The organism is Clostridium tarantellae, assembly GCF_009295725.1.
GTDB classification, from domain to species: Bacteria; Bacillota; Clostridia; order Clostridiales; family Clostridiaceae; genus Sarcina; species Sarcina tarantellae.
On record NZ_WHJC01000019.1, the window covers coordinates 1 to 25,476 of the forward strand.

Here is a 25,476-nt window from a genome sequence, read left to right on the forward strand (position 1 = left end):
TTGTGGTTTTGAGATTCAATTTTAACATGAAATTAGGGGGTCGTTGTTTTTTTATGCAAAAAAACTTTCGAAACCTTGATATATAAAGATTTTAAAAAGAAAAGTAGTGTAGAAACTTTACACTAACAAATTTTATTGGAGGATGATATTATGATAAAAATTTTAGCAGCTTGTGGAGCAGGAATAAATTCAAGTCATCAAATTAAAACTGCAATTGAAGAAGAAATGAGTAATAGAGGATATGATGTTAGTGTAGATGCGGTAATTATAAAAGATATTACAGAGGATATGGTAAAAGAGTATGATATTTTCACTCCAATTTCAACTCCTCAATTAGGATTTGAAATAGATTTACCTATAATTGAAGCAGGTCCAATATTATATAGAATACCATCTATGAGTGAACCAGTTTTTGATGAGGTTGAAGAAGCGATTAAAACTTTAAATAAATAATATAAAGAGTTCTGGTTTATAAAGTATATTATTCACATGTAAAAATGATATATTTTATAAACTAGAAAATCATAAGAAAAAAAGTAATAACTTGATTAAAAGTTATTAAAGGAGGGAATAGAATGGAGTTTTTTATTGATTTAGCCAATAAAATATTTAAACCTTTAATAAATTTAGGCGCACCTCCTATGATGCTAATAATATTAACTATATTAGCTATTTGTTTTGGGGTGAAAATTTCAAAAGCCTTAGAAGGAGGTATTAAGTTAGCTATAGCTTTGACAGGTATGGGAGCTGTAATTGGAATATTAACAGGACAATTTGCACCAGCTTTAATATCTTTTGTTAAATCTACAGGTATTCAGTTATCAATAACAGATGTAGGGTGGGCTCCTTTAGCTACCATAACTTGGGGTTCCGCATATACACTATATTTTTTAATGATAGTGGTTATATTAAATATAATATTATTAGTAATAAATAAGACAAATACTTTAGATGTAGATATATTTAATATATGGCATTTATCTATAATTGGACTAATAGTAATGTATTATTCTAATGATAATTTACTATTAGCATCTTTATTAGTTTTATTAATAGGTGCATTAAAAATAATAAATGCAGATTTAATGAAACCGACCTTTAATCATTTGTTAAATATGAAAGATACAAATCCAACAACAACAACTCATCTAAATTTTATGTTAAATCCAGTAATAATGATATTTGATAAATTTTTTGATAAGTTTTTACCTGGCTTAGATAAATATGATTTTGATGCAGCAACTTTAAATAAAAAAATAGGTTTTTGGGGAAGTAAGTTTGCAATAGGTGTTTATTTAGGTACATTTGTAGGAGTATTAGGAATGCAACCAGTAAAAACAATATTTATATTAGCTTTTACTGGTGGTATGTGTTTAGAACTGTTCTCTTTTGTAGGAACTTGGTTTATTGGAGCTGTTGAACCTTTATCACAAGGAATTACAAATTTTATGAGTAAAAAATTAAAAGGTAGAAAATTTAATATAGGAATTGACTGGCCTTTCTTAGCATCAAGAGCAGAAATGTGGGCAGTAGCTAATATATTAGCACCTATAATGCTATTTATGGCTATGGTACTTCCAGGAAATAAAATTTTACCTCTTGGAGGTATAATTGCTATAGGATTAACACCAGCATTACTGGTAGTTTCAAGAGGTAAAATAATAAGAATGATAATAACAGGAGTATTTATGTTACCAATATTTTTATGGTCTGGTACAGCTATATCAGGATTTGTTACAGAGACAGCAACAGCTGTTGGAGCATTTCCAGCAGGATTACCAGAAGGTACTTTAATTACTCATGCTACTCTTGAAGGACCTATAGAAAAATTTATAGCTATATTAGTTGGTCAATTTGGATCTGAAGCAACTATTATTAGAGGACTAGTTTTATTAATTATATTAACTATATATATAGCATTATTTGTTTGGTATGCTAAACAAATGAAAAAAAGAAATAATGAATATGAATTACAAAATATTGAAAAATAATTTTTGAATTTTGATAGGAGGAAAAAATATGAAAATTTTAATTGGATCAGATAAATATGGATTTGATTTAAAAGAATATTTAAAAAAATACTTAAAAGAAGAAGGTTATGATGTTATAGATAAAACACCAGAAAAATCATTAAACTTTATAGAGTCTTCAAAAACTATTTGTAAAGGTATACTTGATAAGGAAGGCGATAGAGCTATATTAATAGATGAATATGGAGTAGGTTCTTTTATGGTTGCTAACAAATTTAAAGGAATAATTTGTGCATCAGTTTCAGATGAACATTCAGCTAAAATGACTAGAAATCATAATAATGCATCTATTATTGCGTTAGGAGCAGGTATAGTAGGAAATAAATTAGCAAAGGGAATAGTTGATGCATATTTAAAATCTGAGTATGCTGGTGGAAGACATCAAATAAGAGTAGATATGCTAAATAAAATGCTTTAATACATATTAACATAATACTTAATTATAAATAAAATAGATTATTTAGGAGGAGAAGCATATGAAAATATCATTAGGTTGTGATCACATAGTAACAGATTATAAAATGCATATATCAGAATATTTAAAATCAAAGGGACACGAAGTTATAGATAATGGAACATATGATAGAGTAAGAACTCATTATCCTATATATGGGAAAAAAGCTGGAGAAAAAGTAGCAAGTGGAGAAGCGGATTTAGCCGTTGTAATTTGTGGAACAGGAGTAGGAGTAACCACTTCAGCAAATAAAGTTTATGGAATAAGAGCAGCTTTAGTACGAGATGTTACTAGTGCAATTTATGCTAGAAAATGCTTAAATGCTAATGTTATAGGTTTAGGAGGAAGAATAACTGGTATAGGTTTAATGGAAAATATAATAGATGCTTTTTTAGAAACTAAATTTGAGGATACAGAAGAACATAGAAAATTAATTAAAGAAATTGATACCTTAGCAGAAATAAAAGATGGACAACAAGGAAATGAGGAATTTTTTGATGAGTTTATAGAAAAGTGGAATAATGGAGGGTACTCAAAGGAATAATAATAGTATGAAGTATTTTTACATTTAATTTATAAAATGCAAGAAAATGACTTTGAAAATTTTATAAAAGCAATATAAAATAAAAAGGTATAATTTATATTATTAGATAAAAATATAACTAATAAAGAAATTAAGGGGAAAATTAAGCTTAAGTTACATAAAGATAAATTTTTATTAAAAGGAGAGAAAGTATTTTGTTTACAATAATGGCAATCAAAATATCACCAAGAAATGACTATGCACCAAAGGTGCAGGAGATATTAACTAAATTTGGTTGTATAATTCACACAAGATTAGGATTACATGAAGCAACTGTTAATTCATGTTCAAATTCAGGGTTAATTTTATTAAATTTAATTTCACAAGAAGTAGATGAAATTAAAAATTTAGAAATGCAATTAAAGAAATTAGAAGGTATTAAGGTAGAATTAATAGAGTTATAAATTGAGGTCTAGGAATTAAAGTATAAAAACTTTGATTCCTAGATTTTTTTATAAATAATTAATAAACTAAAAATTTTCAATGTTGTAGTAAATAAATTACATGTAAACGTTAATGCTAAAGTGATAATATTTATTTAAAGAAAGAATTAAGTTGCAAAGGTAGTTTTGCTTATACATATAGATAGAGGGGGATTAAAGGAATGGCACAATTAAAAGGTAGAGTTACTATACCTACAGATAGCAATATGAAGGAAGAAATAAAAAAAGTTATAGATACATGGGGAGCAGATGCTTTAAGAGATTGTGATGGAACTAAGTTATCACAGGATATAGTGGATTTAGGAGTAAAATTATATTCAACTTATTTAACGGTAAGAAGTGATCAACAATGGGCTAGAGAAAATCAAGATGAATTACAACAGCTTTATTTGATGTCAGAACCTGTTATTTCAAAAAGTGAAGAATTAGAGATTAGTATATTAAAAGGATATTATGGAAAGCAATTTAGAATAGATACAGTTCACGATGAAAAAGAATGGTGGGAAGTTATAGATAGAACTACAGGAAAAATAATTTCTACAGATAATTGGAGCTTTAATAAAGAAAAAGGAATAGTGAAAGTTAAAAACATTTTGCCATGGCATGAATATACAGTTAACTTTTTAGTATATATGATTTGGGATCCAACACAAATGTATAATCATATAACTAATGATTGGGGTGATAAATCACATGAAATGCCATATGATTGTAGACAACCTAAAACTAACAAACATGTTAAAGAGGCTTTAAAAAAATGGATGGAGGAAAATCCTGAAGTTAATGTAGTTAGATTTACAACCTTCTTTTATCATTTTACATTATGTTTTAATGAAGTAGCAAAAGAAAAGTTTGTTGATTGGTTTGGATATAGTTCATCTGTAAGTCCTTTAGCATTAAAACAATTTGAAGAAGAAAAGGGTTATAAGTTAAGATCAGAACATATTGTAGATAAGGGGTATTATAATTCACCTTTTAGAGTTCCTAGTAAAGAGTTTAAGGATTATGTTGATTTTCAATCAAAATATGTAGCAGGCTTAGCTAAAGAGTTAGTAGATATATGTCACCAAAATGGAAAAGAAGCAATGATGTTTTTAGGGGACAATTGGATAGGTACAGAGCCTTATGGAAAGTACTTTCCAAGTATAGGATTAGATGCTGTAGTTGGTTCAGTAGGAAATGGAGCAACTATGAGAATGATAGCAGATATTCCAGGAGTTAAATATACAGAAGGAAGATTTTTACCATATTTCTTTCCAGATGTATTCAATGAAACTGGAGATCCTGTAGGAGAAGCAAGACAAAATTGGCTTCAAGCAAGAAGAGCTATACTAAGAAAGCCACTAGATAGAATAGGTTATGGTGGATATTTAGGACTTGCTGTTAAGTTTCCAGAGTTTGTTAAACAAGTAGAGAATATTTGTGATGAGTTTAGAAATATTCATGAAACTATAAAAGAAACAAAGGCGTATACAGCTCCATTTAAAGTGGGTGTATTAAATTGTTGGGGTAAATTAAGATCGTGGCAAACTAATCAAGTTGCTCATGCACTATGGTATAAGGAAATTTACTCATATATAGGTATTATTGAGTGTTTAAGTGGTATGCCAGTAGATGTTGAATTTATAAGTTTTGATGATATATTAGAAAATGGTATTCCAACGGATTTAGGAGTAATTATAAATGCTGGAGATGCCTATACTGCTTGGAGTGGTGGAGAGTATTGGAAAAATCCAAAGATTCTTTCAACAGTTAGAGAATGGGTTACAAATGGTGGTGGATTTATAGGAGTTGGAGAACCAACAGCTATACATCATGAAAATAGATTCTTCCAATTAGCTGATGTTTTAGGAGTAGATAAGGAAGTAGGATTTAGTTTAAGTACTAGAAAATATAATGAATTAGAACCATATCATTTCATAACTGAGGAAATAGGAGAAGCTTCTATTGATTTTGGTGAAGGAATGAAAGGTGTATTTGGAACAGGAGATAATTATCAAGTTATAAGAAAGGATTTTGGTAATGAAGCTTGTTTAAATAATAAATTTAGAGGAGATACAACCTTCGCAGTAAATACCTATGGAAAAGGTAGAAGTGTTTACTTTGCAGGTTTTCCATATAGCCCTCAAAATTGTAGGTTATTATTAAGAGCAATCTACTGGGCAGTAAATAAAGAAGAAGATATGAAAAATTGGTATGTAACTAATATTTATACCGAATGTGCAGCCTTCTTAGAAGTTAATAAAATGGCTGTTATAAATAATACTGAAGAAGAGAGAACAACAGATGTTTATATGAATGGAGAAAATGTAAAAACTTTAACGTTAGCTCCAATGGAAATTAAATGGCTAGATATTAATTAATATATAGAATTCTTTCTTTAAATCCCTAAGAAAATGCCTATGAATTATAAAAATTCATAGGTGTTTTTATTGTTTGGAGAATTATAGTGATTTAAAATTGTGTAGAAAATTTTTATTAAATTGAGAAGTATGGTATACAAAGCAATTAAGAATATAAAAAAATAAACCACTCTGTAATATTTTTACATATTATACATAAATATGATATAATTTTACAGAGGTGTTATTTAATGAAAAATTATCATATGTTACATAAAACATTAAAGTATAAATCACAAAAATTAAGAAGTATATCCTTGAAAAAAAGATTAATTATATTTGTTACATTATCTATAATAATTAGTTTATTTTTTTTGGGAATAGCAGCTTATAGTAGAGCAAAGTTAGCTTTAAAAACTAAAGCTAAAAATTATTCTATTCAAATAGCAAATATAATGAGTGAAGATATAGAAAAAAACAAAAGATTTTATGAGAGAGCATTATCAGAATTTACTGTAGATGAACAGGTGGTTAAAGGTACTATAAATTATAAATTTATGGATTATTTAGAAAAATCTAAGTTTGTTAATTATATGAATAACTTTATTACTAGTAGATTATCTTTATTACCAGATTTAGTAGATGTAGAAGTGGTTTCTAGTGATTATAAAATAGTTTATATGCAAGGATTTAAGTATTTTAAAGTAGAAGATATTAAAAAATATGCAAAAAAAGCTGAAAATGGAGTGGTTTGGTTTTATAGTAATTTAAATGGTCAGGATTGTGTATGTTTAGCAAGACCTATAAAAAGCAATGGAAATATAGCAGGATATGTTTTTATGGCAATAAAGAAGGAAGCTTTTGCATCATCATTTTACTTAACTAATATAGGGTCGCAAAGTGATATTTTATTAGTAGATAATAATAATAAAGTTATAATTTCTAAAGAGAATTTTATAACTGATGAAAATTTATTTAAATATAAGAGCTTAAAAGAATTTTTAAAAGAAAAATCTTATAGCAATAGTAAAGCTGAGATAAAAATAGAGGGAGAAAAATATTTAGTTAATTATCAGAAACTTAAAAATTTAGATTGGTACATAGTTATGTTAACTAATCATAACTATATAAATTCTGAGATAAAATTAATGAGGAAAGATATTGTAATAATAGCATTAATATTTACTATATTAGTAGGAATTATATCTTATTTTTTATATTTTAGTATAAAAGAACCTTTATATAATTTATTAAATAGTGTAGAAAAAGTATCTAAAGGTGAGTTAAATACAGAAGTTAAAGATGAATATAAGGATGAAATAGGATTATTAAGTCGTAATTTTAATTTTATGGTACAAAGAGTTAGTGCACTATTAAAAGAAACTAAAACCCAACAAGTTGAAAAGAGAGATTTAGAAATAAGAATGTTACAAGCTCAAATAAATCCACACTTTTTATTTAATACATTAAATTCATTAAAATGGACAGCTTTAATGAATCAGGATTATGTTGTTGGTGATGGATTAACTTCTTTAGCGGAATTATTGAGAAATACTATTGTGGATAAAAATGAGTTAGTATCAATAAAAAGTGAAATTGAAAATATAAAAAATTATATTGTAATACAAAAATTAAGGTATGGTGATTCTTTTAACATAAATTATGAAGTTGAAGAAGAATTATTAAATAAAAAGGTAATTAAATTTATTTTACAACCTATAGTAGAAAATTCAATTTTACATGGATTTGAAGAGGATAAAAGTGGTCAAGTTATAAATATTTTTGTTAAAAGAAAAAATAATAATATATTAATATCAATAAAAGATAATGGAAAGGGATTTTGTTGTAATAAAGAGGAAAAAAGCAATAAATTATCAGGAATAGGGTGGAATAATGTTAATGAAAGAATTAAATTAACCTTTGGAGAAGAGTATGGATGTGTTATTGAAAGCCAACTTAATGTGGGAACAAAGGTTGAAATAATAATTCCAATTAAAGATTAATAGGGGGAATAGTTATGTTTAAGGTAATAATTGCTGATGATGAAAAAATAGTGAGAATAGCTATGCAAGGTATTATAAATTGGCAAAAGCATAATTTTGAAATTGTAGGAATAGCTCAAGATGGTGAAGAAGTTATAAATATGCTAGAAGATAAACAGCCAGATTTAATTATAACAGATTTAAAAATGGCTAAAGTAAATGGAATACAGTTGATAGAATATTTAAATAATATAGGTTTTAAGGGGAAAATAATAGTTTTAAGTAATCATGGAGAATATGAATTAGTTAGAGAAGCTATGAAAAAAGGTGCTATGGATTATTTATTAAAGGTTACTTTGAAATCTTCAGAATTATCTGAGCTTGTGAAACATGTGGCATTATCCTTAAAAGATAGATATGAAGATGAAAAGAAAAGTGAGCTTTTAAAGTCAGAGTATATAAAAAATAAAAATATAGCTAAAATATCTATTTTAAAAGAGTATCTTCAAGAAGAACTAAATGATGAATATTTAAAGAAAAAAATTAAAGAGTTTAATATAGAGATTTTTAATGAAGAAAGTAATTTAATGTATTTTATAATTGATGATTATAAGAAAGTATATGAAAATCAAATTAAAGATAAAATAAAAATGGCAAATTTTATTTTAAATATAATACAAGAAAATGTATTCAATAAAAAACATGAAATAATACAAATAAATAGTCATAAATATGTGATTATAATAAATGAAAGTAAAGAAGTAACTAAAGTTTTAACAGAAAGTATTCAAAAATCAATAAATTTATATATGAATTTTTCAGTAAGTGCTATTATTAGCAACACTTTTAAAGGGATTGATAAATTTAAAGAAAAATATTCTATGTGTCAAGAAATTGTAAAATATAAATTTTATGGTGAAAAAACATTTATTATAGAAGAAGATTTATTTAATGGATTTGGAGAAATAAATAATAATATACGTAGAGAATTAACTAATAATATAAAAGAAAATTTAGATAATGGGGATATATATGAAAATATTAATGTTATGTGTAAGTTTATAGATGAGTGTAAAGGTAGAAATGTATACCCTGATAACATAATTAAAATAATATATTTTTTATTAGAATTAATAGAAGAATATGAATTTTCAAGTAATTTTTTGAAAAATGAAAATTTGTTAAAATTAAAAAATTCAATACGTACTTGTGACAATATAAATGATTTAAAGTATATGTGTAATGAAGTGCTAGACATAATAAATAATATGTATATTTTAAATAGAGAAGGTGGAATAAAAAAAGAAATTTCCATAGTAATAGATTTTATAAATAAAAATATAGATAAAAGAATAACTTTAATGATGGTATCAAAAGCAGTAAATATGAATGAAAGTTATTTAAGTAGACTATTTAAAAATGAAACTGGTAAAAATTTAATGTATTTTATAAATGAAGTAAAGATGGAAAAAGCAAGGGAACTTTTAAAAAAGCCTAATTCTTTAGTTAAAGAAGTAGCTAGTAATGTAGGAATGCAGGATCAATTTTATTTCAATAGAGTATTTAAAAAATTTTATGGAGTAAGCCCTTCTAAATTTAAAAAGCAATTTGAAATGAAAATTATTGCAAAATAATAAAGTGGTTATATAAATCAGTAAAAAAAGTACATCACAAAGTAAAATCAGTATATTTAAAAATTTTCCAAATAAAAGTATTATATTATTGTAAGGTAAATGTTTACACATGGATCTTATTTTAGATTTATAAGGGGATTGGAGGAGAATTTTATGAAAAGAAGATGGTTAAAAGTTATAACTATTGCTTGTGCAACTGTATTAAGTGCTTCACTGTTTGTAGGTTGTGGTGGTTCAACAGATGGAAATGATAAACCACAAAATGGGGATAATGATTCAACTGCAAAAAAAGAATTAAATATTGCAGTATTTGAAGGTGGATTTGGTAGTGCATTCTGGGATGAAGCTAAGAAAGCTTTTGAAACAAAAAATCCAGATGTAAAAGTAAATATTGAATCAAATCCAAAAATTGGAGAATTAATAAGACCAAAAATAAGTGCTGGCGAAGCGCCAGACTTTATTTATTTAAGTTCAAATGATCCATCAGGAATTGCAACAGCTTTAATTAAAGATAAAGGTTTAGAAGATTTAACTGATTTATTTGATAGAGAAGATCCAGATAATGCTGGTAAAAAGTTAAAAGATAAAATATTACCAGGATTTTTAGATACGCCATTGACAGCTCCATATGGAGATAATAAGGTATTTCTTGCACCATTATATTATAATGTAACAGGATTATGGTACAACAAAGCTTTATTCAAAGAAAAGGGATGGGAAATACCAAAAACTTGGGATGATTTTTTTGCATTAGGTGAAAAGGCTAAAGGAGAAGATATAGCATTATTTGCATATCAAGGACAATCTCCAGGGTATAATGAAGCTTTAATGTTCCCTATGTTAGCTGATGCTGTAGGTGTAAAAAAATTAGATGATATATATAACTATGAAGATGGTGCTTGGGAAAATCCAGATGTGTTAAAAGCATTGAAAGTATTTGAAGATATAGCTAATAAAGATATGGCTTTAAACGGAACAGTAGGTATGAATCATACACAAGCTCAAAAAGAATTTTTAGATGGTAAAGCATTATTCTTACCATGTGGTAGTTGGTTAGAAGGTGAAATGAAGGATGCTACTCCTGAAGGATTTGAGTTTGGATTTATGGCACCACCATCATTCAAAGAAGGAAATGATCCTTATGTATGTACAACTATAGAGCAAATGTATATACCAAAAGAAGCTAAAAATAAAGATTTAGCTAAGGACTTTATGGCATTCCTTTACACTGATGAAATGGTTAAAAAGAATGCAGAGTTTGCAGGCGCTGTTGTTCCAACACAAGGAGCTGTTGAATCAGCTAAAGAGTTTATAGATGCTTCAAGTTATGATGCATTTAAGGTTGTGGAAGCAGGTGCAACTCCATTAACAGTTAATTTTGCAGCAGCAAAATCAGAAGTTAATATGAGAGATAGTGTATTAAGTCCAATAGGAAAAGTTATAAATAAAGAATTAAAAGCTGAAGATTGGGCAAAGCAATTAGAAAAAGACTCAGATAAGGTAAGAGAAACTGTAGTTAAGTAGTTAAAAGGGAAGGAGGGTATACCTCCTTCTTCATTATAAAAAGGGGGAGGGAGACTATATGAATAGTAAAAAAAGAAAAATATTTTTAGCTATGTGTGTAATTCCAGCAGTGGTACTTTTTGCAATATTCATGTTATATCCAATTTTTAAAGGATTCACTATGTCTTTATATGAGTGGAGTGGATTAAGTGGAGAACCTGTATTTATAGGTTTTGATAATTTTAAAACAATGCTTGGAGATAGATATTTTATACAAGCTTTCAAAAATACATTATTTTTATTAGTAATATTTCCAGCTATAACAATATTAATTTCACTATTTTTAGCTGTTGCTATAACACAAAGTAAATTAAGGGAGAAGAATTTTTATAGAGTTATCTTATTTTTCCCTAATATATTATCAATGGTTGTTATAGGGGTATTATTTTCATATGTATTTGATCCATCAATAGGTATACTTAAATCATTTTTTGAAATGATAGGTTTAGATAAGTTTGCAGGAATTGCTTGGCTTGGGGATTCAAAATATGTTTTATGGGCATTAGTAATAACAATGGTATGGCAGGCTGTAGGATACTACATGGTAATATACATAGCTGGTTTAGATGGAATATCACCAGAGTTATATGAGGTGTGTTATTTAGAGGGAGCTACATCATGGCAAAAATTTAAAGAGGTTACATTACCATTATTATGGGAAGTTGTAAGGGTAACTTTTGCATTCTTTATAACAGGAGCATTTAATTTAAGCTTTATATTTGTAACAGTTATGACTAAAGGAGGTCCAGATGGTGCTTCAGAAGTTTTATTAACTTATATGAATAAGCAAGCCTTTACAAATTCAAATTATGGATATGCAATGTCTATTGGAGTAACAGTATTTATATTTGCATTAATAATGGCTATTATAGTTAATAAAATTAGTGACACAGAAGCAAGAGAAAATAAAAGAATAAAAAGGATAGGAGGGGTAGCTAGTGCTAGAAGTAAATAAACAATACAAAAAAAAGAAGGCTGTTGGATTAGATGTTAAGAAGAAAAGTAAACCTTTTTCAGATTTTATTTTAAGAGTTATATTAATAATTGGAACAATACTGGTTTTAGCACCGTTAGCCTGGACCTTTTTATCTTCCTTAAAGACTACTAAAGAATTCTATGCTAATCCATGGTCTATGCCAGCAGCATTTCATATAGAAAACTATATTAATGCATTTACTAAAGCTAATATGGGAGCATATTTTCTTAACTCTATTTTTGTAACAGTATTAGCTTTAATATTATCCTTATGTTTATGTGTTCCAGCATCCTATGTCTTGGCAAGATATAAGTTTTGGGGATGTGGATTTTTAAAGAATATATTTATGGCAGGATTATTTATTCAGCCTATATATATAATAGTACCTTTATTTGTAATATTAAAGGATTTTAAGTTATTAAATAATTTATTAGCGTTAGCTGTAGTTTATGCAGTGTTAAGCTTACCTTTCTCCATTTATATATTAACAGGGTTTATGAAAGGTATAGCTAAGGATTATGAAGAGGCTGCTATGATTGATGGAGCAACTAATATACAAATATTAACTAAGGTAGTTGTACCATTAGCTAAACCTGGAATAATAACAGTTATGATATTTAATTTTATGAGTTATTGGAATGAGTATGCAATGGCTATGACATTTATTATGGATCCTAAAAAGAAAACATTACCAGTAGGACTACAAAATCTAATGGAAATTCAGCGATTTGCAACAGACTGGGGTGCATTATTTGCAGGTCTTGTTATAGTAATGGTTCCAACTATGATTATATATAGTTTATTACACAAAAAACTAACTGAAGGTGTAAATATAGGTGGAGTTAAAGGGTAAATATTTTTTATTCTAATAAAGTGGTAAGGATTGATTTTAGACTGCTTAAAGTATTGTATTTAATTAAAAGCAATATTTATGCAATCTTTCACAACTCTTATCACTTTTTCATTTTATAAAATAGCATTAGGTTACTAGTAATTGTGTAATCAAATTTATATTAAAATAATTTTAAGTATAGTATGTGCTTTAAAATTAGATAAGATATATAATAAAAACTTTTTACATATTCAATGTTAATAAAAAACATATTAAATATGATAGACATAAAAAATACAAAATGATAAAATAATAAAGTTACTTTATAGGAATAATAAACCAACTTAAAGGAATAATAATTTATATATTTTTTGTAAGGAGGAGTTTTTTATATGAAGTTAAAAAAAAGTATTTTATTTATTTTAGCTTTAACTATATTTACAACTTTATTAATAGGGTGTATTAAAAAGCAAGGTGGAGATAAAGAAGGAAGCACAGCTACTTCTAAAGAGTATAATGATAATGGTTATTTAGTTAGTATTGATTGGTTAGAAAAAAATAAAGATAATAATGTTGTTATATTAGATGGTAGAAGTAAAAAAGATTATGACAAAGGACATATTCCAGGAGCTATAAATGTACCTTGGCAGGATTTAGCTAATATTAAAGGAAAAGCTGGAGATATAGGATGGGGTATAGCCTTAGATAAAGAAAATTTAAGCAGAAAATTAGGTGAACTAGGAATAGATGAAAATACTATAGTAGTAACATATGCTAAAAAAGAAAATGGATGGGGTGAAGATGGAAGATTAGCTTGGCAATTAAAAAATGCTGGTATAAACACAAAAATGCTAAACGGTGGATTTGATTTATGGCAAGCACAAGGAAAAGAAATATCAAAAGATGTTCCAACTATAAATTCAAAGATATTGGATATAAATAAAATAGATGAATCAAAAACTATTACAACTGAAGAGTTAAAGAAAAATTTAAGTGAGTATAAAATAATAGATTCAAGAACAAATAAAGAGTATGGTGGTGCAACTAAGTTTGGAGAAGCTGTTGGAGGGCATATAAAGGGAGCTATATCATTTCCATTTGATCAAGTTTATAACAAAGATGGCACTGTTAAATCAGAAGAAGAATTAATTAAGATTTTTGAAAATGCTGGAATAAACAAGAATGACAATATAGTAATATATTGTACAGCAGGAATTCGTTCGGCATATTTAACAGAAATATTAAAGATGTTAGGATATCCTAATGTAAGAAATTATGATGCGTCTTACTATGAATGGGCAACTACTAATAGTGATTTAATAGAAAAATAAAAGTGAGTGGGGGAGAGAATAATAAATAAAAAAAAATCATGGATTATTAAAATAGGAATAATACTAATAATTATAGGAATTTATTTATTTTTGCCTAGTGTAAATAAAAAAGTAAATGAAATGGTATTTTATTTAAGTAGTATGAATTTAGAAATGCTTAAAGAGTATATACTTTCTTTTGGAATATGGGCGCCTGTTACATCATTTATACTTATGATATTACAAGCAGTATTAGCACCTATACCGGCATTTATCATAACATTAAGCAATGCTGCTATTTTTGGTTGGATAAAAGGTGCAATACTATCTTGGAGTAGTGCTATGGCAGGAGCAACTCTTTGTTATTATATAGCTAAATTTTTAGGAAGAGATGTGGTGGAAAAGCTAACAAGTAAGTTTGCTTTAAAAGATATTGATACATTTTTTAATAAGTATGGAAAACATACTATATTAATAGCTAGATTATTACCTTTTGTGCCTTTTGATATAGTAAGTTATGCAGCAGGTCTTACATCTATGAGTTTTTGGTCATTTTTTATAGCAACAGGAATAGGTCAGTTGCCAGCAACTATAGTTTATTCTTATGTAGGTAGTATGCTTACAGGAGGAGCAAAGATAATGATGACAGCACTACTTATATTATTTGCTTTAAGTATAGCTATTTATGTGGGTAAAAAAATCTGGAATGAAAAAAATAATAAAGTAAATAATGAAACGAATTAATAAAAAATATTTAATAGTAAATAAGTAGTAACAAGTAGGTGAAAAGAGAATGTTAGATACATATGGAAGAAGGTATGTGAATCCTTTAATAAATTTTGGAGCAAAATGTTTTTTAAAGATTAAATTAAAGCCAAATGAAGTAACATTACTGGCTTTAATGGTAGGCATTTTAGCTGGATTATTTATTTATTTAGATAAATCAATAATAGCAGTTATAACTTTATGGTTATCAGGTTACTTAGATTCAGTAGATGGAGCTATGGCAAGAGAAAGTAAAAAAATAAGTCCTTTAGGGACTTTAATGGATATTACTTTTGATAGAATAGTAGAACTAACTATTATATTAGTTCTTGCTGTAAGATTTCCTGAAAGTAGATTGAATTTATTAATTTTAACTATGACAATTTTAATATCAATGACTATATTCTTAACAGTAGGAGCATTAGCTAAAAATAATGGAATAAAATCTTTTAGATATCAAGCAGGGCTAGCAGAAAGATCAGAAGGTTTTATATTCTTATCTTTAATGATAATCTTTGCTAATACATATCTAAATTTATTTATAAATTTATTTACTTTAATAATAGGTATAACTATATTTCAAAGAGCAATAGAAGCAAAAAAAATATTAAAATAAAAATACTACTGCTAATATTAATTTATTTATCATTAAATTTTAATAGTAGTTTTTTTATAAAAAGTGACAAGTAGACTTTAAGAGCTACTTGTCAATTTCTATATAAATGCATATGAAACTAGTTAGCACTTTCTTTAACTACAGGTTTCTTTAATACTCCTATTAATACACCAGATATTAATGAACCAATAGCAACGGCTGCTAAGTATAACCATGGGTTCCCTTCAACTATAGGAAATACAAATATTCCACCATGAGGAGCAGGTAAACCTATGTTAAATACCATAGTTAAAGCACCAGCAATTGCAGAACCAATCACACAAGAAGGAATAACTCTAAATGGATCAGCAGCTGCGAATGGAATAGCACCTTCAGTTATGAATGTTAATCCCATAAAGTAGTTTATGATACCAGCATCTTTTTCTTCTTTAGTAAATTTATTTCTAAATAAAGTAGTTGCAATAGCTATAGCTAAAGGAGGTACCATACCACCAGCCATTATAGCTGCATGAGGACTATAATTTCCAGCTGATATCATAGCTATACCAAATGTGAAGGCAGCTTTATTTATTGGACCACCCATATCAATAGCCATCATTCCAGCAAGAACAATACCCATTATAACTTTGTTAGTTGTTCCCATTCCTAATAACCAAGTTTGTAACCAGTTATTAAAGGCTACGCAAGGTCCAACAACAACTATAAACATTAAAACACCAGTAATTAAAATACCAAATAGAGGATATAATAAAACAGGCTTAATACCTTCTAAAGAGTTAGGTAATTTACTAAATAATTTCTTAAGGAATAATACCACATAACCACCAATGAAACCAGCAATTAAACCACCTAAAAAACCAGCATTACTATTAAAAGCAATTAAACCACCAACCATAGCAGGTGCAAAACCAGGTCTATCAGCTATACTTGAACCAATGAATCCAGCAAGTACTGGTATCATTAATGCAAAAGCACTTCCAGCACCTATATCTTTAAGTAATTTAGCAATTGGACTAAAAGTTGGGTCACCAATTTCAGCAGAATGTATACCAAACATAAATGAAATTGCTATTAATATACCACCACCAACAACAAATGGTAGCATATTAGAAACTCCACTCATTAAATGCTTATAAAATCCTGTTCTTTCTGTTTTTGCTGTTGAAGAACCACATTCTCCTGAATTAGAGTAAATAGGAGCATCTCCATTAGCAGCTTTTTCTAAAAGCTCTTGTGGTTTTTTCATTGCTTGTACAACAGGAACTATAATAACCTTTTTGCCATTAAATCTAGCCATTTCTACTTGTTTATCAGCAGCAACTATTATTCCATCAGCTTTTTCTATATCTTCTTTAGTTAAAGCATTTTTTACTCCCGTTGAGCCATTAGTTTCAACTTTAATTTTAATACCAAGTTCCTTACCAGTTTTGTTTAAGGAATCAGCAGCCATATATGTATGAGCTATTCCAGTTGGACAAGCTGTAACTGCAATAACATATTTTTCATTTTCTTTTGTAGTATCTTTTTCATTAAATTCTTCTAAATCTTCTTTTTCTTTTTCCTCAAATTTATCTAAAAGATTTAAAACGTCCTCTGGAGTTTTAGCTTCAAATAAACCTTCTTTAAAGTTAGGATTCATTAAAAGAACAGATAATTTAGAAAGAGTTTCTAAGTGTTCATTATTAGCACCTTCTGGAGCAGCAATCATAAATGCTAAATATACAGGAGCACCATCTAATGAATCATAATCCACACCATTTTTAAATATCCCTAAAGCAAGGGCAGCCTCTTTTACTGCTGATGTTTTAGCATGAGGAATAGCAATTCCTTCACCAATACCAGTAGATGATTGACTTTCTCTTTTTAATATTTCTTTCTTATAAACTTCCTTATTGTTTAATTTACCAGCATCATATAGTACATCAACCAATTCATCAATAACTTGTTGCTTATCATTTGCTTTTAAGTTAAGCTTTATAGTTTTTTTGCTTAATAAATCAGAAATTTTCATTTGCTAATCCTCCTTATAAGGCTCAATGTGTATGACATCAAGCAATTTTTCAACATCATCTTTTGTGCATAAATCCATAGAAAAAGCACTTGCACTACCAGTAGCTATTCCATGTTTAAATGCCTTAAGTATATCTTTAGTTTCATAGTATTTAGCTAAAAATCCGCCAACTAAAGAATCACCAGCACCAACAGAATTTTGAACTGTCCCTTTTGGAGCATTTCCAAAGAAAACTCCTTCTTTGTTTAATAAGATAGCACCATCACCTGCCATAGAAATTATTACATTTTCAGATCCCATTTCTACAAGAAGTCTTCCATAATTAATTAATTCATCCATAGATTTTATCTTAGTTTTAAAGATTTCTTCAATTTCGTGGTTGTTAGGCTTAATTAAGAAAGGCTTATTTTTTATAGCCTCTATTAAAGCATCACCAGAGGTATCAACTACTACCTTTACACCTTTGTTCTTTACACTTTTTTGAATTTGAAGATATAAGTCACTAGGAAGAGAACTTTGAATACTTCCGGCAAGTACTAGAATATCATTTTCTTTTAAACAGTTAAGTTTCTTCATTAAAGCATTTAGATTTTCTTTACTAATGTAAGGTCCAGTTCCATTTATTTCAGTTTCTTCATTAGATTTTAACTTAACGTTTATTCTTGTATCTCCATTAACTTTTATAAAGTCCGTTTTTATATTTAATTTATTTAAAGTATTCTCAATAAATTCACCTGTAAAACCACCTAAAAAACCAAGAGCTATATTATTTACACCTAAATTGCTTAAAATTCTTGATACATTTATACCTTTTCCACCTGGAAACTTAGTATCGTCAGTAGTTCTGTTAACTTTACCTAATTGTAAATCATCCACATGTACTATATAGTCAATGGATGGATTTAGTGTTAATGTATAAATCATTAATTGTCCACCACCTTTATGTCAGTAATTTTATCATAAGTTTTTTTACAAGGTTTATGATTAGTTATTATGGTACATTCATCTAACTCAGCAAATTTCATAAAAGAAGATTTGCTGAATTTACTATAATCAGCTAGAACATAAGCTTGTTTAGATTTAGAAATAGCACATTCTTTTATAATGGCTTCTTCAGGATCTGGCGTTGTAAAACCAAATTTATTATCTACACCATTAGTTCCTAAAAAACATTTATCAAATTTAAATTTATTTAAACATTTAAAAGCATCACTGCCAATAACAGCTTTAGTAGTAAGTTTTACTTTTCCACCAACCATGTAGCAAGGGATATCATTATCAATTAAAGCATCAATATGTTTTAATCCATTAGTAACTACAAATATTTTTTTATCCTTTAAGAAAGATATCATTTCGTAAGTAGTTGTACCTGCATCTAAAAATATAAAATCATTATCTGTAACCATATTAGAAGCATATTTTGCAATTAAATGTTTTGTTTGAATGTTTTTGGAGGATTTTTCAAAATAGCTTAATTCTTTACCTAAATTATCAATTAATTTTGCGCCACCATGAACCCTTTTTAAAGCTTGTTTTGATTCTAAATAACTTAAATCTCTACGTATAGTAGATTCAGAAGTATTTGTCAAAGTTATTAATTCTGCTAATTTTACAAATCCTTTTTTGTTTAAATAATCTAAAATCAGTTCATGTCTTATTTCAGTAAGCATTTTAATCTCTCCTTACGTTTTATGAATTTATTATAACCTTAAAATAATTAAAAATCAACCATAATCATTTAAATTCTTTCAAAAAGCGTCAAAGATGTTTTTGAAGATATTATGATAAGTGAAATGAATAATGTGTTAATTTTATAAAATTATTAATAAGCAGAATTTAAAAATCTTTAGTGGCTTAATAGATAATAATTTTAATAAGTTTATAGCGTAATATTTTATTATACATATCAATATAATGTTATATAAGTTATGTAGTGGAGGGATTTTGTGAATATATTTATAAGAGTAATTCAATCTTTAACATCTCAAAATGCTATTGGATGGATAATTATAGCATTGATTTTAGGTTTGTTAATTTTAGGAATAGCTATAAATTTAAAGATTAGCACATATTATTTAAATTTGTTTAAAAAATTTAAAGTGTTTTCTAAAAATAAAAAAGAAGAAGAATTTGAAAAGAAGAATACAGGTAGTGATGAAATTGAAAATATAATAAAAGATTTTGAAATAAGTGCTAAAAAAGGTACGGAAAATATAAATACAGAAGTTATAATTCAAAAACATTTAAAAAGTTCCATAGTAAAATGGCAAGGCTGGATTAAAATTTTACCTTCTTTTTTTATTGCTTTAGGTCTTTTAGGAACTTTTTTAGGGTTAACTTTAGCTATTTTTGATACAAAAATGGCTTTAAATAGTATAGATAGTATGAGTAATTTTACATTAGCTCTTCAAGATCCCATTTCTAGCATGGCAAGTGCTTTTTGGACAAGTATAGCAGGAGTAATTTCTTCTATTATACTTAATTCTCTTAATGTAAGATTAGAAAATGATAAAAGTAATTTTGAAGACTTATTAGAAGATTATTTAGACAATAAAATATATGCAGACCATGCAAATACTTTTAATAAAATATTTGAAGAATTTAATGTAACAGTAAAAGAAACCATGCTAACATTAACAGTAGAAATGTCTGAATTGTTTAAAAATGGAGTAGAGGAATTGGTGAATAAAATAAATTCAAATTCTATTGATTTAACTAAATCTGCTGAAGCTCTTCAAGGGTATACAGTAGAATTTGAAAAATTAGTTGGAAGTTTAGATACTACCATAACTAAATTTGAAATTCCAGTAGATAAGTTTAATGTTTCTATAGAAAATTTTGAAGTAATATCAGGAGAGCTAAATAATAAATTTACCGAAAGTTTTGGAGAATTTATAAGTAAAGTTGAAAATTTACAAGATAATTTTAGTGTTTTATCAAATAGCATAGATAGTAATAAAGAAACTATGGAAGGTATGGGAATTGCTATATCTGAAGAAGCTGAGAGTTTAAGAGAATGTTATAGAGCTTTTGAAGCTAGTCTTGAAGAGGTTAGATGGATGAATGAAGTTCAAACTAAAGAATTCTTAAATCAAATTAGCTTAGTTAATAAGGGATATGAGAATTTTTCAGAAGGGTTTGAAAGCTTTAAAGAATCATTAAAAACCATGGAAGTATCCATAGCAAAAGGTTTTGCAGGAGTTGTTCAAGGGGAGTTAAATACTTTATCTAAAGATTTTACAGAAGATCTTGAAGATGTGTTGCAATCCATAAGAAATTCTACAGAGGAATTAGCAGGGAGTATAATTATAGTAGGAGAACTTGTTAAAGCTACTAATGAGTTAGTAGCTGTTACTACCTTTAACAATGGCGAAGTGGAAGGTGTTATAAGGTATGAAGGTTAGAAGAAAAAAATATAAATTAAAGGAAGAACAACCATCTTATTGGCCATCCTTTGTAGATGTAATGACTACTGTTTCTTTAACCTTTTTCTTTATAATGATTTTATCCATGGGGTTTTTAACTTTATTTGTAGATGATATATCTGCAAAAAGAGAAACATTGTATGATAAAATACAAGTTACTTTAGATAAGAATAATGTAGATAAAAATATTATTAAATTTAATAGAGATGAAGGGAAAATTGATATAAAAACAGAAACATTTTTTGATACAGGGTCTTCAGAGCTTAAAGAAGATGGAGTAAATACGGCTAATATTTTTAGTAATATATTTAATGTTTTGTTAACTGATAAGGAGATTTATAATGAAATTCAATATATAGAAATTGTAGGACATACAGATTATTTAGGAACAACCTTTAATAATAGAAATTTATCCACTAACAGAGCAGTAAGTTTTTTAAATAAAATTTTACCAATGGATAGTGAAATAGAAAGCAAATTTGGGCATAAATTTAAAGCAGCTGGAATGTCAGAGTTTGAAACTAATAAAACTGTGGAAGAAAGAAATCGTGGAACAGAAGAATATGATAAAAATAAATTTGTAGATGATAGAAAAATAGAAGTTAAATTAGTATTTAGCAATAAAGATTTAGAAGACGCTGTTAAAGAAAGATCAAAGCAAAAAGCTATAAGTAATAAATAGTGGTGAGTACTATGAGAGTTAAGGAAAATTATTTAGTTCAATTTAATCAATTAATAAATAGTGAAGATTTTAATTTTGATGAATATATTAAAAGTGCTATTTTTCAAAGAAGATTATTAAATTATTTAAATATGAGGGGATATGGATATACTTTTAGAAGATTAATGAGTCTTTTTATAAGAAAAGAAGAAGGATATATTAAGTTAGCTAAAATTTTATTACAAGATATAGATATATTTGAAAAAGAAGAATTAGAGGAAAATACTGTTTACAGTTCAAAGGGAATAGTTAGGTATAAAAGGGAAGAGGTTTTAGATGATTTAATGGATAAAGAAAAAAGAGGAGAAAGTTATAAAATATTTAATTTCCAAAATTATTTAAAAGTATTCCAAAATAATGGTATTAATAAAATAGATGTTAGAGAATGTTTAAGATTTGAAGAATTAATAATAAATACTCCTGTTATAACTAAAGATGTAATTTCATATTTAAGTAAAATGTACAGAAAGGGGATCTATACTAAAGATTCACCTAAAGTATTACGTATGATTAATTCCACATCCTCAAAATCAACTAATACATCAATAGAATTATTAATAGAAAGTTATGGAAGGAAATACACATTAAATTATATTAATAGAATTATAAAAGCTTATAATATTAAAAAAGATGAAAACATAGATGAAATAGTAAATAGAATTTTAAATAATAATTATTTTTATTTTACGGAAAAACTAATTCCTATAATGTATGATTTTTATAAAAGATATAGGGATATAAATTCATTAGATATATTATGTACCAAGTGTGTACAAAATAAAATATCATTAAAAAAATATGAAATAAAAATTAGTGATATAGGAGAATTAATAAAATTTTATTCCAATTTAGAAAAGTATAAGGAAAAGAGAAAGGTAATTGTTTCATTAGTAGATGAATATAGTGAAATTACTTTAAATAAAAATACACAGGAATTACTTAAAGTTTAGATAATATACCATTGTTAATATAAATTATGTGAAATTGAAAGTGTAAATAAGTATATTTTATAAACTTTATTTAGACAAAAGGATATAACAATTATTATGCAGTTGAAACCTAATAGTTGTTATATCCCTTAATAATATTAAAATCTTAAATTTTTATAAGGTTTATATTCATATTAACTAGCATAAGCCTGATTTCTAGATGTTTTAATTAATCTATTTAATGGAATTATAGTTAGAATTATTACACAAATAAGTCCATCTAAACCAATTAAAGAACCATTAACACTTAATGAGTATATCCAAGGAGACATACCTTCTGGTGCAAAGCTACCAAAGAAAATAACACCTGATAAAAAATGAAAAATAAATCTACAAAATATAGCTACAATAGCACCAATTATTTTTTTGTTTTTAAAGAAACCAGCTATACCTAATGCCATATAAGGTAATGGATAATCAAATAATACTTGTACGGGATGCATAATGTATGGGTCTAAAAATAAAGATAAAATACCAAAAATAAATCCAGATAGCATACCTACTAAAGGGCCATACATATAAGCTATTAAAAGTAATGGAATCATACTTGCTAAGGTGATTCCTCCACCTTGTGGAAATTTATAAATTTTAAGCATATTAAGTACTGTTGTTAAAGCAATAGCTATTCCAATAGTAGTTAACATTTTAGGTGTAAATTTAATACTTTTTGATTTCATTAATAATAAAAATATTAATACACATCCTAGCAAAGTCAAAAGTATAATTGGATTGTTAAAAAGTGTTGATATTTTTTCAGGCAAATTAGAAAAAATATCAGATAAACTTTGAATAAAATCTCTAAAGATTTCGTGCAAAGACATCATAATAAAATCTCTCCCTTCAATAATTTATTCTTAAGTGCTTATAGGAAAATAAAAAAGACCGAATTCCCATTAAGGAATAACGGTCTGATAAGTACATATTCTCATACATAATCTTCAAATCGCTTCCCTACGCTAGAATTAACCAGATCAGGTGTTGAGGGTTAATGAAATAAATCATCTCTCAGCTTTAAAAGCACCCCTAGCACTTAAATTTTCAATATAATAATACAACGTATTAGGAAAAAAATCAATAACAGTTATTTTTTACTAAAATAATATAATAGATTCACTAGTGTTATCTAAATTTAAAAAAGGTTTTTTTTTACTTATGTTGAATTTTGTAAATATAAAATTAAAATATTATACATTAATAGGAAAAAATTGGAGGGTTATTTGTGAGTAATAAAAAACCAAATATAGTTTTTATTTTTTCAGATCAACAAAGATATGATACTTTAGGGTGTTATGGTCAGGAGTTAGATATAAGCCCTAACTTAGATAAATTAGCAAAAGAGGGAGTATTGTTTGAGAATGCTTTTACAATGCAACCGGTATGTGGACCAGCTAGAGCATCTCTTCAGACAGGAAAATTTGCTACTGAGATAGGTTGTTTTAAAAATGGTATATCATTACCAGTATATGAAAAAACAATGGCTCATTATTTAAAAGAACAGGGGTATAAGGTTGGTTATGTAGGAAAATGGCACTTAGCATCTGATGAACAAGAAAATAATTATGAAATTAAGTCTATACCTTTAGATAGAAGAGGCGGATATATAGATTACTGGATGGCATCTGATGTATTAGAGTTTACTTCTAATGGATATGGTGGATATGTTTTTGATAAGGATGGAAATAAGATTATGTTTCATGGTTATAGAGTAGATTGTATAACAGATTTTGCTATTAATTATATAGAAGAACAAAGTGAAGAAGAACCATTTTTTTTATTTTTATCTCATATAGAACCACATCATCAAAATAATATGAATTGTTATCAAGGTCCTCAAGGTAGTAAAGAAAAATTTAAAAATTTTAAAACACCTTTAGATCTTAAAGAGGGAGTAGGAGATTGGGAAAAAGAATATTCAGATTACTTAGGTTGTTGTAATTCATTAGATGAAAATGTAGGAAGAATTATAAATAAATTAAAAGAAAAAGATTTATATGATAATACTTTAATAATTTATACTAGCGACCATGGATGTCATTTTAAAACTAGAAATAGAGATTTAAAGGGATTAGGGTTAGATGATTATAAAAGAACTTGCTTTGATAGTGCATCCCATATACCTATGATAATAAAAGGTATGAACTTTAATGGAGGAAAAAGAATAAATAAAATGGTTAGTTTAATAGACTTACCAAAAACTATTTTAAATATAGCAGGGTGTGAAATACCAAACAGCATGCAAGGGGATGATTTACAAGAAGTTTTTAATGAAGATATGAACTGGAAAGATGAAATATTTATGCAAATTAGTGAAAGTTTTGTGGGGAGAGCTATTAGAAGTAATAAGTATACCTATTGTATTCATGCAGAAGATAAAAATCCTTGGATACATTCAGGAAGTGATGTGTATACAGAGAGATATTTATTTGATTTAGAAAAAGACCCTTTAGAACAAAATAATTTAATAAATGACTGTAAATATAAAAAGGTAAAAGAAGAATTAAAAGAAAGAATTAAATGGTGGATGAAAAAAGCCAATGAAGGTGAAGTGAAAATTATTTAAATAAAAGCTAATTAGCAAGACTTAATACAAATTGCTTAAATTAAATGTTTTAATTATAGTTTGCTATAAGAATATTAACAATGCATATTTTGAAAATTCTTGCTATTTATAAGTTGTTTTTTCATTAAAGTTTTATTAATTTAACGTCTTGTGCTAGTTATTTTGAAAAAATAAAAAATCCAACATATTTTCTGCTATAATTTAAGAATTACCACAAACCAAACTATAGGAGGAAAATAT

22 protein-coding genes and 1 riboswitch are annotated in these 25,476 nt (G+C 26.9%); of the genes, 18 read left to right on the forward strand and 4 right to left on the reverse strand.

Features of this window, described 5'->3' with window-relative positions; all coding sequences use genetic code 11:
* Nucleotides 1-150: 150 nt before the first annotated feature.
* The 14 genes from GBZ86_RS02990 to GBZ86_RS03055 all read left to right on the forward strand — a co-directional run bounded on the left by GBZ86_RS02990 (nt 151) and on the right by GBZ86_RS03055 (nt 15,530).
* Complete coding sequence (locus tag GBZ86_RS02990; protein ID WP_152887601.1) at nt 151-453, forward strand: PTS sugar transporter subunit IIB; 303 nt, start codon at nt 151-153, stop codon at nt 451-453.
* Nucleotides 454-575: 122 nt separating this feature from the next.
* Nucleotides 576-1,991, forward strand: a complete 1,416-nt coding sequence (locus tag GBZ86_RS02995; RefSeq protein ID WP_152887603.1) for a PTS galactitol transporter subunit IIC — start codon at nt 576-578, stop codon at nt 1,989-1,991.
* Nucleotides 1,992-2,019: 28 nt separating this feature from the next.
* The gene (lacA, locus tag GBZ86_RS03000; RefSeq protein ID WP_152887605.1) at nt 2,020-2,448 is read left to right on the forward strand and encodes a galactose-6-phosphate isomerase subunit LacA; all 429 of its coding nucleotides are present in this window, start codon (nt 2,020-2,022) and stop codon (nt 2,446-2,448) included.
* A 58-nt stretch (nt 2,449-2,506) separates the two neighbouring features.
* Complete coding sequence (gene lacB / locus GBZ86_RS03005) at nt 2,507-3,028, forward strand: galactose-6-phosphate isomerase subunit LacB (RefSeq protein ID WP_152887607.1); 522 nt, start codon at nt 2,507-2,509, stop codon at nt 3,026-3,028.
* A 194-nt stretch (nt 3,029-3,222) separates the two neighbouring features.
* Nucleotides 3,223-3,471, forward strand: a complete 249-nt coding sequence (locus GBZ86_RS03010) for a CPF_0552 family protein (protein WP_152887609.1) — start codon at nt 3,223-3,225, stop codon at nt 3,469-3,471.
* 200 nt (nt 3,472-3,671) lie between these two features.
* Entirely contained in the window at nt 3,672-5,873 is a 2,202-nt protein-coding gene (gnpA, locus tag GBZ86_RS03015) for a 1,3-beta-galactosyl-N-acetylhexosamine phosphorylase (protein WP_152887611.1), read from the forward strand.
* 230 nt (nt 5,874-6,103) lie between these two features.
* A complete protein-coding gene (locus GBZ86_RS03020) occupies nt 6,104-7,855 on the forward strand; it encodes a cache domain-containing sensor histidine kinase (protein WP_152887613.1) in 1,752 nt (583 codons plus the stop codon).
* A gap of 14 nt (nt 7,856-7,869) precedes the next feature.
* Nucleotides 7,870-9,468: a response regulator transcription factor gene (locus tag GBZ86_RS03025; RefSeq protein WP_152887615.1), complete on the forward strand. Its 1,599-nt coding sequence runs from the start codon at nt 7,870-7,872 to the stop codon at nt 9,466-9,468.
* A 153-nt stretch (nt 9,469-9,621) separates the two neighbouring features.
* Nucleotides 9,622-10,992, forward strand: coding sequence for a carbohydrate ABC transporter substrate-binding protein (locus GBZ86_RS03030; protein WP_152887617.1), 1,371 nt, complete (start codon nt 9,622-9,624; stop codon nt 10,990-10,992).
* A gap of 58 nt (nt 10,993-11,050) precedes the next feature.
* Complete coding sequence (locus GBZ86_RS03035) at nt 11,051-11,986, forward strand: carbohydrate ABC transporter permease (protein ID WP_152887619.1); 936 nt, start codon at nt 11,051-11,053, stop codon at nt 11,984-11,986.
* Nucleotides 11,970-12,860 (forward strand): carbohydrate ABC transporter permease, encoded by an 891-nt coding sequence (locus GBZ86_RS03040; protein WP_327443807.1) that lies wholly within the window; start codon nt 11,970-11,972, stop codon nt 12,858-12,860. The genes GBZ86_RS03035 and GBZ86_RS03040 overlap by 17 nt, the downstream gene beginning before the upstream one ends.
* Before the next feature lie 371 nt (nt 12,861-13,231).
* Nucleotides 13,232-14,170 (forward strand): sulfurtransferase, encoded by a 939-nt coding sequence (locus GBZ86_RS03045; protein ID WP_152887621.1) that lies wholly within the window; start codon nt 13,232-13,234, stop codon nt 14,168-14,170.
* 42 nt (nt 14,171-14,212) lie between these two features.
* Nucleotides 14,213-14,893, forward strand: coding sequence for a TVP38/TMEM64 family protein (locus GBZ86_RS03050; RefSeq protein WP_422678906.1), 681 nt, complete (start codon nt 14,213-14,215; stop codon nt 14,891-14,893).
* Between the two features lie 49 nt (nt 14,894-14,942).
* Entirely contained in the window at nt 14,943-15,530 is a 588-nt protein-coding gene (locus GBZ86_RS03055) for a CDP-alcohol phosphatidyltransferase family protein (protein ID WP_152887622.1), read from the forward strand.
* Between the two features lie 118 nt (nt 15,531-15,648).
* On the opposite strand, the gene GBZ86_RS03060 is transcribed toward GBZ86_RS03055, so the two are convergent.
* The 3 genes from GBZ86_RS03060 to GBZ86_RS03070 are packed head-to-tail and all read right to left on the reverse strand — an operon-like array spanning nt 15,649 to nt 19,211.
* Nucleotides 15,649-17,541, reverse strand: coding sequence for a PTS fructose transporter subunit IIABC (locus GBZ86_RS03060; RefSeq protein WP_152887624.1), 1,893 nt, complete (start codon nt 17,539-17,541; stop codon nt 15,649-15,651).
* 3 nt (nt 17,542-17,544) lie between these two features.
* Nucleotides 17,545-18,465: a 1-phosphofructokinase gene (gene pfkB, locus GBZ86_RS03065; RefSeq protein WP_152887626.1), complete on the reverse strand. Its 921-nt coding sequence runs from the start codon at nt 18,463-18,465 to the stop codon at nt 17,545-17,547.
* Nucleotides 18,465-19,211, reverse strand: a complete 747-nt coding sequence (locus tag GBZ86_RS03070; RefSeq protein ID WP_152887628.1) for a DeoR/GlpR family DNA-binding transcription regulator — start codon at nt 19,209-19,211, stop codon at nt 18,465-18,467. Before GBZ86_RS03070 ends, pfkB begins: the two co-directional genes overlap by 1 nt.
* 276 nt (nt 19,212-19,487) lie before the next feature.
* Here GBZ86_RS03070 and GBZ86_RS03075 point away from each other — a divergent pair, with 276 nt between their 5' ends.
* From GBZ86_RS03075 to GBZ86_RS03085, 3 genes are read left to right on the forward strand one after another with little or no spacing between them, the layout of a single operon-like run.
* Nucleotides 19,488-20,945 carry a hypothetical protein gene (locus GBZ86_RS03075; RefSeq protein ID WP_152887630.1) on the forward strand — a complete coding sequence of 486 codons (1,458 nt, stop codon included), beginning with the start codon at nt 19,488-19,490 and terminating at the stop codon, nt 20,943-20,945.
* On the forward strand, nt 20,935-21,648 hold the full coding sequence (locus GBZ86_RS03080) for an OmpA/MotB family protein (protein WP_152887632.1): 714 nt from the start codon (nt 20,935-20,937) through the stop codon (nt 21,646-21,648). Before GBZ86_RS03075 ends, GBZ86_RS03080 begins: the two co-directional genes overlap by 11 nt.
* 11 nt (nt 21,649-21,659) lie before the next feature.
* Nucleotides 21,660-22,637: a hypothetical protein gene (locus tag GBZ86_RS03085; RefSeq protein WP_152887634.1), complete on the forward strand. Its 978-nt coding sequence runs from the start codon at nt 21,660-21,662 to the stop codon at nt 22,635-22,637.
* 173 nt (nt 22,638-22,810) lie between these two features.
* On the opposite strand, the gene thiT is transcribed toward GBZ86_RS03085, so the two are convergent.
* Nucleotides 22,811-23,500 (reverse strand): energy-coupled thiamine transporter ThiT, encoded by a 690-nt coding sequence (gene thiT, locus GBZ86_RS03090; RefSeq protein WP_152887636.1) that lies wholly within the window; start codon nt 23,498-23,500, stop codon nt 22,811-22,813.
* Nucleotides 23,501-23,607: 107 nt separating this feature from the next.
* A riboswitch (TPP riboswitch) is annotated at nt 23,608-23,711 on the reverse strand.
* Between the two features lie 184 nt (nt 23,712-23,895).
* On the opposite strand from thiT, the gene GBZ86_RS03095 reads away from it, so the two are divergent.
* Nucleotides 23,896-25,236, forward strand: coding sequence for a sulfatase family protein (locus tag GBZ86_RS03095; protein WP_327443815.1), 1,341 nt, complete (start codon nt 23,896-23,898; stop codon nt 25,234-25,236).
* The last annotated feature ends 240 nt before the right edge of the window (nt 25,237-25,476 follow it).